This window comes from Streptomyces sp. NPDC093591 (assembly GCF_044764885.1).
In the GTDB taxonomy this organism is placed as follows: domain Bacteria; phylum Actinomycetota; class Actinomycetes; order Streptomycetales; family Streptomycetaceae; genus Streptomyces.
Genome location: NZ_JBIWIY010000026.1, coordinates 81,574 through 91,262, shown reverse-complemented (window position 1 = coordinate 91,262; position 9,689 = coordinate 81,574). Strand labels below are relative to the sequence as shown.

General features: G+C 72.5%; 6 protein-coding genes and 4 pseudogenes. 5 read left to right on the top strand and 5 right to left on the bottom strand.

All coding sequences use genetic code 11. The features are described 5' to 3' along the window. Positions 1–947: pseudogene (locus ACIREI_RS41535) on the bottom strand (hypothetical protein); the annotation flags it as partial. A gap of 330 nt (positions 948–1,277) precedes the next feature. On the opposite strand from ACIREI_RS41535, the gene ACIREI_RS41530 reads away from it, so the two are divergent. Continuing rightward, a complete protein-coding gene (locus ACIREI_RS41530; protein WP_403344906.1) occupies positions 1,278–1,790 on the top strand; it encodes a GNAT family N-acetyltransferase in 513 nt (170 codons plus the stop codon). Positions 1,791–1,807: 17 nt separating this feature from the next. Here ACIREI_RS41530 and ACIREI_RS41525 read toward each other — a convergent pair whose 3' ends face one another. Beyond that, positions 1,808–2,506, bottom strand: a complete 699-nt coding sequence (locus tag ACIREI_RS41525; RefSeq protein WP_403344904.1) for a LuxR C-terminal-related transcriptional regulator — start codon at positions 2,504–2,506, stop codon at positions 1,808–1,810. Positions 2,507–2,697: 191 nt separating this feature from the next. Between ACIREI_RS41525 and ACIREI_RS41520 the strand changes: the two are divergent. The 4 genes and pseudogenes from ACIREI_RS41520 to ACIREI_RS41505 all read left to right on the top strand — a co-directional run. Then, positions 2,698–2,784 (top strand): annotated as a pseudogene (locus ACIREI_RS41520) (DNA-binding response regulator); the annotation flags it as partial. A gap of 526 nt (positions 2,785–3,310) precedes the next feature. After that, positions 3,311–3,466, top strand: a pseudogene (locus ACIREI_RS41515) (ATP-binding protein); the annotation flags it as partial. An 84-nt stretch (positions 3,467–3,550) separates the two neighbouring features. Beyond that, a complete protein-coding gene (locus tag ACIREI_RS41510) occupies positions 3,551–4,216 on the top strand; it encodes a TetR family transcriptional regulator (RefSeq protein WP_403344975.1) in 666 nt (221 codons plus the stop codon). 79 nt (positions 4,217–4,295) lie between these two features. Next, positions 4,296–4,382: pseudogene (locus ACIREI_RS41505) on the top strand (IclR family transcriptional regulator); the annotation flags it as partial. Positions 4,383–4,448: 66 nt separating this feature from the next. Here ACIREI_RS41505 and ACIREI_RS41500 read toward each other — a convergent pair. Genes ACIREI_RS41500 through ACIREI_RS41490 form a run of 3 tightly spaced genes read right to left on the bottom strand, consistent with a single transcriptional unit; the run spans position 4,449 to position 9,677 of the window. Continuing rightward, positions 4,449–6,386, bottom strand: coding sequence for a fatty acyl-AMP ligase (locus ACIREI_RS41500; protein ID WP_403344902.1), 1,938 nt, complete (start codon positions 6,384–6,386; stop codon positions 4,449–4,451). Further along, the gene (locus ACIREI_RS41495; protein ID WP_403344900.1) at positions 6,379–6,645 is read right to left on the bottom strand and encodes an acyl carrier protein; all 267 of its coding nucleotides are present in this window, start codon (positions 6,643–6,645) and stop codon (positions 6,379–6,381) included. The genes ACIREI_RS41500 and ACIREI_RS41495 overlap by 8 nt, the downstream gene beginning before the upstream one ends. Next, on the bottom strand, positions 6,642–9,677 hold the full coding sequence (locus tag ACIREI_RS41490; protein ID WP_403344898.1) for an aldehyde dehydrogenase family protein: 3,036 nt from the start codon (positions 9,675–9,677) through the stop codon (positions 6,642–6,644). The genes ACIREI_RS41495 and ACIREI_RS41490 overlap by 4 nt, the downstream gene beginning before the upstream one ends. Positions 9,678–9,689: the final 12 nt, after the last annotated feature.

Sequence of the window (9,689 nt, the reverse complement as noted above, 5' to 3'; positions counted from 1 at the left end):
GGCTTGGCCGGAAGTGCGGGCTTGGCCGGGAGGGCCGGCTTCGCCGGGAGCGCGGGCTTCGCGGGAAGCTTGGGCTTGGCGGGGAGGGCGGGCTTGGCCGGGAGGGCCGGCTTGGCGGGGAGTGCGGGCTTGGCCGGGAGCTTGGGCTTGGCCGGAAGTGCGGGCTTGGCCGGGAGGGCCGGCTTCGCCGGGAGCGCGGGCTTCGCGGGAAGCTTGGGCTTGGCGGGGAGGGCGGGCTTCGCCGGGAGAGCCGGCTTGGCGGGGAGTGCGGGCTTAGCTGGAAGCTTCGGCTTGGCGGGGAGTGCGGGCTTGGCGGGGAGCGCAGGCTTCGCGGGAAGCTTGGGCTTGGCCGGGAGTGCGGGCTTGGCCGGGAGCGCGGGCTTGGCCGGAAGCTTGGGCTTGGCGGGGAGTGCGGGCTTGGCCGGGAGCGCAGGCTTGGCCGGGAGTGCGGGCTTGGCCGGAAGCTTCGGCTTGACCGGGTGGGCGGGCTTCGCCGGGAGGGCCGGCTTCGCGGGCAGTGCCGGTTTGGTCGGAAGCTCGGGCTTGACCGGGTGCACGGGGTAGGCGGGCTTGGCCGGAAGCTCGGGCTTGACCGGATGCACCGGATGGGCGGGCTTCTCGGGCTTGTCCGGGTGCACCGGGTACACGGGCTTGACCGGATGCACCGGATGGGCGGGCTTCTCGGGCTTGACCGGGTGCACCGGGTACACGGGCTTGACCGGGTGTGCCGGGTGGGCGGGCTTCTCGTGCTTGGCCGGGTACACCGGGTGGGCGGGCTTGATCGCGTGCACCGGGTGGTGGGCGGGCTTCGCCGGGTACGGCGGATGCGGGGTCTTGTGGTTGTCGTGGGCGTAGGCGGTTCCCGCGCTCGTCAGCGCGGCTGCGGCGAGCGCCGTAGCCATGGCGGCCGACGCCAGAACGGATCGCCATCTCGGCGATGTCGTCATCTTCTCCACTCTCCTCGACTTGGTTCAGGGCCTCATGACGGCTGGTCAGCACCAAGAGCCGGACAGTGGATGGATAGGAAATCGGTAGATATGCATAACACTGCGACGGTCATTAGTCACCGGATGGTGTAGCGCGGCACACCAGTTGGCCCGTGCGATGGGCCAACTGCCGGGACCGAGACCGAGGCCGCGCGATCGGGAACCAGGAACGAGGGGCCAGGACGGGCGCCCGGTGCGTGCCGACCGGCTCCCCGGTGGCCAGGACAAGGGCCTGGTAGCGGGTTCGGGGCTGACGGACCGTCATGGGACCGATGTGCGAGGATCGCCCGGGTGAATGATCTACGCATCCGCCGGGCGACCGACGCCGATCCGCCCACCCTCGTCCGCCTCCGCGACGACGCGGCCCGCTGGATGTCGGCTCGGGGTATCACCGGTCAGTGGCAGCCGGGAGAACTGGTCGAGGACCATTTCCGCCAGGTCATGGAGCACGGTGAGGTCTGGCTCGCGGAGGCCGGCGGGCGTGTCGTCGGCGCCTGGGAGTTGTGGTGGAAGGATGTCGCCGCATGGGGCGCGCAGCCACCCGTGGCCGGATACGTGCACAGGCTCATGGTCGACCGTTCCACCGCCGCGCCCGGGACGGGCCTGCGGCTGCTGAGGGCCGCCGAACGCCGAGTCGCCGAGACGGGCCGGACGTGCGTGCGCCTGGACTGCCTGGCCGGCAACGCACAGCTCAACGCCTACTACCGGGATGCCGGTTACCGCGTCGTGGGTCGCAAGGAGGGCAAGCCGCAGCCGGGCGGGACGCCCAAGTCCTTCACGCTGCTGGAGAAGGTGCTCAGGTAGCTGTACTCAGGTAGCTGTCAGGCGGCCGGTCGAACCAGTCCGGACTCGTAGGCGTAGGTCACCGCCTGGACGCGGGCACGTGCGCCGATCTTGGTGAGGATGTTGCTGACGTGCGTCTTGACGGTGGTCGGGGCGATGGACAGGCGTTCGGCGATCTCGGCGTTGGACCAGCCGGAGGCGACGGCGAACAGGACGTCGCGTTCGCGTCCGGTGAGGGTGTCCAGGCCGTGCGCGTGCGGGCGGAGCCGGGGGCTGCGCTGCTGCCGGACGGCGTCGATCAGTTCGCGGGTCAGGGCCGGGGTGATGACGGCGTCACCGGCGGCCACGATGCGGACCGCCGCCGTCAGTTCGTCCGGGGCGGCGTCGTCGAGGAGGAAACCGCCGGCCCCGGCACGCAGGGCGGCGTACGCGTACCTCTCTTGGCCGACCGGGGTCAGGACCAGAATCCGGGGGGCGTGTCCTGCCGCAGGGCCGGGTTCGGCCATGTCGGGGGCGCGTGGGGGCTGTGCGATGCGTCGGATCGTGTCGATGCCGTCCGCCCCGGACAGGTCGGTGTCGATCAGGACGATGTCCGGGCGGAGCTCGGCACTCGCCCGGACCGCCCCCTCCGCGTCCGTCGCCTCGCCCACGACCGTCAGGTCGGGCTCGGCCGTCAGGAGCATGCGCAGGGCGAGTCGGTGGAGGTATTGGTCGTGGACGACGAGTACGGAGACCATGCCTGTCTTCTCCCTGGTGAAGCCGGGTGCCCGAGCTGAACGAAACGGTTTCGTACTCCAGATTAGCGCCGCTGATGTAAAGCCGGAGTACAGGATCGGCTAGGACTTCACCCGGACCAGCCCGGCGTCGTAGGCCATGACCACGGCCTGGACGCGGTCGCGTGCCCCGAGCTTGGGGCGAGGACCCCGGGTCCCCGGAGGATCCCCGGCTGCGGACCCTCAGCGACCGCGAACGCGAGATCCTGGTCGCCATCGGCCAGGGCTGGACGAACGCGGACCATGACGCCCCATGGGTGAGCAGTCCTCCGTCCGGCTCACCCAACGCATCCTCGTCGCCGAGGACGACCCCGGCATCCGCTATCTGCTGGAGTCGGCCCTGGGCCTGTCCTCGCAGCGAGCGGGTCGATCTGCCGGCGGTGGCCGCCGACTCCGTCAGCGCGGCGGCCCACCACAGCGCCAGGCACCCGATCCGGCTGGGCACCCTCGGCGGCGGAGGCGCCGACGACGAGGAGGAACTGGAACTGGTCGAGGCGACCGGCGCCCCGCACCGGATGCGGCAGGTCGCGGCCAACCTGCTGTCCAACGCGCTGACGCACACCCCGCCCGGTACGAGGGTGGAGGTACGCGTGGGAACGGGGCGGGCCGGGCCCACCGTGGGAGGCACGAACCGGCCCGGCCGGACGAGCCCCTCGCCACCGCTGCCCGGGGGAACGCGGATCTGCGTGCTGGAGGTCGCCGACCAGGGGCCCGGCCTCCCCCCCGGAAGCGGCCGCGCGGGTCTTCGAACGCTTCTACCGGGCCGACCCGTCCCGCTCCGCCGACCACGGCGGCTCCGGGCTCGGCCTCGCCATCGCGAGCGTGATCGCCCAGGGCCACGGCGGCCGACTGGAACTGGAGACGGCCACCGGCCGCGGAAGCGTCTTCCGGCTGGTGCTGCCGGCCTCGCACCGCTCGACGTAGGGCTGTGACCTCGGAGATCTCGGTGGCGGTACAGTCTGCGCAGGCCCGCCCGTCGTTTCCGACCCCCCGATGTTCGAGGTTTCCGTGACCAAGCCCATGGCCCGCGTTCCCCAACGACGCAACGCGCGCTCCAACCGGGCGCGCATCCTGGCCACGGCACGCCAGGAACTCGGCCGGAACCCGGACATCACGCTGGAGGAACTGGCACGGGCCTCCGGTGTCGTACGGCGCACCCTCTTCGGTCACTTCCCCGGGCGCGCGGCGCTGCTGGAGGCGCTCGCCGAGGAGGCTTCCGAATCCCTGCGGAGCGCGCTGGCCGCCGGGGCGACGCACTTCGGGCCGGGCGAGCCGGCCGAGCGGGCGCTCGCGTACTTCGCGTTCTCGATGTGGCCCGTGGGCGACCGCTACCGGTTGTTGCTGGCGCTGGCCCGCCGCGACCTGGGCATCGAACGCGTGGCTGAGATCCTGGCGCCGGCCCGCGCCGCGACCACGGCCATCCTCGACCGAGGCCAGCGGGACGGCGTCTTCCACGCGCACCTCCCCCCGGCCGTGCTGAGCGCCGGTCTGGAGGCGATGACGGTCGCCCTGCTGGAGGAGGTCAACACCGGGGCGCTGGAGGACGACGGCACCCACACCGCCGTAGCCATACTCATCGCGGCCGGCGTACCGGAGCAGAAGGCACGCGACACGGTCGACGCCGTCGCCTCGACGATGGCCACGCAGGCCGAGGAGGCGGCGGCCGACGACTGAGCGGGGATGGAGTGGGTCCGGCGCAGTCGGCTGCGGTTCGGCAGCACCTCGGCCGGCACACCAACGACAAGGAGCTCTCCGGTCGCGTTTCAGCCCCGCCCAACTGGCCCCCGCCGTGCGCACCGCGGCGCTGGGGCTGTCGCGGGTGCTGCGGGGCGGCGGCTGACGGGGGCGATCCGGTCGTACGGAATCGTGAGGGGCGCCACCCGCCTATCTGCCCGGCGGTGTGCAATTATGGCTGGGCCGGGTGGGTGCGGGCAGCCTCTGAGAGGGTGGACGACTGCCCCCGTTCGGTCCCGCACGGGCCGCCCTCGCGCACCGGCCTCTCTCCCTTCGAGGCCGGGGCGGTCCGTGCGGCGCGCCCGGGGCTCGGCCGAGGGGTCGGCCCGGCCGGGGTGAGGAGGTCGGAGTGCAGGGGATCGAGGCCCGTCGAGCACAGCTCGTCGCGCGTGCGTGAGCGCTGGATCTTGCCGCTGGTGGTCCGGGGCACGCGCATCGGCCCCACGATGACGACCTGGACGGCCAGCCGCAGTTCGTGGGCCAGGCGCCTCCTGATGAGGTCGGCGAGGGCCGCGGGAGTACGGCCGTCGAGATGGACCGGGCGGATTTCCTGAACCAGGACGATCTGCTCGTGGCCGGAGGCGTCGGGCAGGGCGAAGGCGGCGCAGGGACCGGTCGCGGGATCGGTGGTTTCGCTGACGCGTTCGATGTCCTGGGGGAGGATGTTGCGGCCGTTGACGATGATCAGGTCCTTGGCGCGACCGGTGACATAGAGCTCGCCGTCCCGGAGGAAGCCGAGGTCTCCGGTGCGCAGATACGGGCCGTCGCCGTCGGCGGTGACGGCGGCGAAGTGATCGGCGGTGCCCTGCGGGTCGTTGAGGTAGCCGTCGGCGACACTGTCGCCGCGCACCCAGATCTCGCCGACCCGCCCGTCCTCGAGGGGACTTGAGGTCGCGGGATCGACGATCCGGACGTCGGCGCCGGCGGGCCGGCCGCAGCCGACCAGATCGACGCCGTCCGGGGCGGGCACGGCCCGGCCGGCCTCCAGCGCGCCCCGGTCGAAGCGCCCCACGGCAGGCCCGCTGCCGCAGGAGGTGCCGGTCACCATGAGGGTGGCCTCGGCCAGGCCGTAGCTGGGCGCCCAGATGTCCGGACGGAAGCCGATCGGGGCGAGACGCCGGGCGACCGCGCTCAGGACCTCGGCGCGGACGGGCTCGGCGCCGCTCAGCGCGAAGCGCAGACAGTCCAGGCTCAAGTCCTCGTCCGTATCCGTGAGTTGACCGTCCTTGAGGCTCCTCAGCAGCCAGTCGTAGCCGAAATTCGGGGCGAAGGTGTAGAAGGCCCGGTACCGGCTGATCATCTGGAGCCACAGCAGTGGATGGGCGATGAAGGACACCGGGGAGCAGAAGACGAGGTTGCCGCAGCTCGCGAGCGGGCTGAGCAGCATGCCGACCAGGCCCATGTCGTGGTAGTGCGGGAGCCATCCTGCGCCGGACTGCGACGGGTCGTGGCGCAGCTCGTCCAGGACTTCGTCGGGGAGGAGTTTCTCCCTGATCGACAGCAGGTTGTGCAGCAGGTTCCGGTGGGTGATGACGACACCGCGCGGCTCGCTGGTCGATCCGGAGGTGTACTGGATGTAGGCGGTCGCGGAGAGCTCCAGGGCGACCGGGGGCCAGGTCCCGGGGTCCGGCGGTACGGTCCCGCCGGTCCCGCCGCTCCCGTCCGTCCCGTGGGCCCCGTCGGTCGCGACGCACTCGGCCCGTGAAACCGCGCCCAGCCCCGCCAGCCAGGAGCCGAGCCCCGGCCGGTGCGCGGCGTCGCTGAGGACGAGCCCGACGTCCGCGTCACGGATGATGCCCTCGGCGCGTTCCAGGGCCCGCCGGTCGGTGGCCGGCAGCGGGGCGGGGATGGCGACCCGCCCGGCGTACAGGCAGCCGAGGAAGACCGCGAGGAACTCCAGCCCCGCCGGATACATCAGCAGCACGCGCGCGCCGGGAGGTGTCCGGCCGGCCAGCCATGCCCCCACCGCACGGGCCCGGGCGTCGAGTTGGGCGTACCCGAGCCGCTCCACCTCGACGAGTTCGCCCCGGACGCTGTCCACCCGTGCGTACCAGCGGGTGTCCCCGACGAGCCACATCTTCTCGCGCAGGAAACGGACGAGTTCACTCACCGCCGGCTCCGATCCGCCCGGCCAGGGCCTCCTCCACATAGCCGACCACCGCACCGACCGTGTGCAGCTCCCAGGCGACCTCGTCGGGGATGCGCACCCCGAACCGTTCCTCGGCTACGACGGTCATCCGCACCAGGACGAGCGAGTCGAGGGCGAGGTCCGCGACGAACGCCGTCTGTTCGTCGACCTGTTCGGGGTCGACGTCGCCGAACTCGGCGAGCATGGCCTTCAGTTCGGCGAGGATCTCGGAGCGGTTCACCGAACGGACCCCTTCTGGGGCTTGCGAAGCTTCGGCAGCTTCTGCACCTTCTGTACCTTGTGCGTCTTCTCCGTCCTCTGGGCCCTCTGAGTCCCCAGCTGGGCGATCTGAGCCTTCTGCGTTCGCTGCGGCACGTCCCAGGCGGCCGGCAGGACGCTGAGTCCGCGCTCGAACATGCTGGGCCGCCACCGCGGTGTGCCGTCCAGCCGCAGGCCGGGCAGCCGGCGCAGGACGGTGGTGACGGCGGCCTCGGCGGTCATGCGGCCGATGTGGGCGCCCAGGCAGTAGTGGGCGCCGTGCCCGAACGCCAGGTGGCCGGACGTGGGCCGGTGCAGGTCGAGCCGGTCGGGGTCGGGGAAGCGGGCGGGGTCCCGGTTGGCCGCGCCCAGGCACAGGAACAGGGACTCGTTCGCCGGGACGGTCACGTCGCCGAACTCGACGGGTTCGAGGGTGCCCCGCCAGCTGGTGAAGGGCAACGGACTCTCGTAGCGCAGGAGTTCACCGATTCCGGTCTCCAGCAGGGCCGGATCGCCGCGGAGTTCGGCCAGTCGGTCCGGGTGGGTGAGCAGGGCGTGCAGGCTGTTGCCGACGCTGTTGATGCTGGGGTCCTGGCCCGCCACCAGCATCATCATGACCTGGCCGTGCAGTTCGTCCTCGCTGATCAGGCCGTCCTCGTCGCGGGCCCGGACCAGCAGCGAGATCAGGTCGTCGCCGGGGGCGCGGCGTTTCTCGGCCACGGCCTTGCGGACGAACCCGTCGATCTCGTGGGCGAGGGCCGCCACGTAGGGGACGTCGTTGTTCCATTCGGCGGTACGCCAGATCATCGCCCGCAGATGGTTCATCCGGGGCGGGGTGGCGCCGAGGACGGAGAACAGGACGTTGCCGCCGAGCGGGTAGGCGACCGCCGCCATGAGGTCGGCCCGGCCCCGGTCCACGATCTGGTCGATCCGGGTGTCGACGACGCGCTGCACCCGGGAGCGCCACTTCTCCTGCCGCGCGGGCGTGAAGAACGGCCGCATGATCGCCCGCAGTTCGGCATGGCGCGGGTCGTCACTGTCGAGCAGGTGCGTGAAGAGCCGCTCCCGCAGCTCGGACGGCCAGTGCCGCAGCCACATACGGCCGGCCGGGACGCGTTTGCTGTCGCAGCTCACCCGCGGGTCGGTGTGGGCCCGGCGGACGTCGTCGTACCGGGTCAGCAGCCAGCCCGGACCGTCCGGCGACATGACCCGGCTCACCGGCCGGTGCTCACGCAGCCAGTGCAGCGTCGGGTACGGGTCGTGCTGGAACGCCTCCGTGAACGGCGCCGGCAGCCCGCCCGGCAACTCCTCGGGCGGCCAGCCCGGCGGATACTCCCGGACCGCCTCGACCCTGGGCCTGCGCCGCGCCGGGACATACGGGGCGACGGCGTCGGACGGCGCGGGCGGGGACTGCGCCACGGACACGCCCTGGAGGCGACTGGTGCGCAGCATCGGGTAGTTGAGCTCGCCGAACCGGTCGCCGCTCAGCCCCGGGCCGCCATGGTTGGACAGGTACGGGACGCCCGCCAGGTGCGAGTCGTTCACCCGGAGCTGTCCGCAGGAGCGGACGTCCCGCACGAACCGGTCGATGACCTCCGGGTCCCGGGCCCACAGGGAGTTGCGCAGGCCGTAGGCGCCGGCGGCGACGAACGACACCGTCCCGGCGAGGAGTTCGTCGTCCCCGGCGGGCTCGGGGACGACGACGGTCAGCATCGGGAAGAAGGTCTCGTGCCGGACCGACCGCAGCTCCCGCGCCCGGGCGAGCCCGTCGACCCGGATGAGCGCCGGCTCCGCGAACACGGCGACGTCGCTCTCCCGGCCGCCCACGTCCAGGTGGCGTCCGCCGGTCAGTACCCGGGCGCCCGCGCGCCGGGCGTCGGCGAGCGCGGCGTCGTATCCGGCGGTGTTGGGCGTGGCGGCCAGCACCACGTCGGGGTCGTCGGGGAAGCCGGGCCGCAACGCCCGCACCCGGTCGAGGAGTTGCTCGGTGAGCCGGTCGGCGATCTCCGGATGGACGAGCGCGATGTTGGGCGCACAGCAGATCTGGCCGCTGCCGTGGTACGACTCCAGCAGCGCGTCCACGGCTCGGTCGAGGGGTGCGTCCCGCCACACCACGACCATGTCGTTGCCGCCGAGCTCCAGGATCGGTTTCTTGCCCGCGACGAGGCAGGCCTTCTCGATCTGTTCGCCGCGGATCGAGTCGCCGAAGTACAGCACGTCGTCCACCAGCGGACTGTCCAGCCAGGCGTCCAGCGCCTGGGCCGGGTCGGTGCACAGTGCCGACAGGACACCGGGCGGGGCACCGGCCTCGGCGAGCGCCGGCACGGCGATCCGCTCCAGCAGATACATCGCGGCGATCGGCGCCTGCCGGGACAGCCGCACCACCAGCGCGTTGCCCGCCAGCACGGACTGGAAGGCCGCGCCCACGCTCAGCGCCGGGGTGTTCTGCGGCGGCTGCACGCATACGACGCCGTCCGGCACCCTGCGCAGCGACACCGTCCGGCGACCGGTGGTGTGCCGTGTCTCCAGCTGCCGCAGACACCAGTCGGTCGTCTCGGGGGCGAAGAAGGTGAGCAGGTCGGCGACCTCCATCCGGGCCAGCCGGACCGGGTGCCCTTCCTCGACCAGGAGGTCGGTCAGCGTGTCCGCGTGTTCTCGCAGCCGTGCCCGGAACGCCTCGGCGACGGCGGCGCGTAGGGGCCGGGGGCTGCCGCCCCATTCGTCCGCGGCATGCCGCGCGGTGCGCAGCGCGGTCTCCATGTGGTCGGGTCCGGCGACGGCGCAGCGTCCCAGGATCGTTTCCGGGTGGGCGTCGGGGCCCATGTGCCCGGCGTTGAGCGCGTTGCGGTAGCAGGTGGCGCCGATGGGGTCGTCGATGAGCGCGCCGGCGCGGATCGCGTAGACCCATTCGGTCGGACCGGGGGGCGTGGCGCCGCCGATGAGAGGGCCGAAGCTGAGCAAGCCTTCGTCGGCGCGGTCCGCCGCCCGGGTCTCGGGTTCCTGACAGGTCACCATGACGGGCCTCCC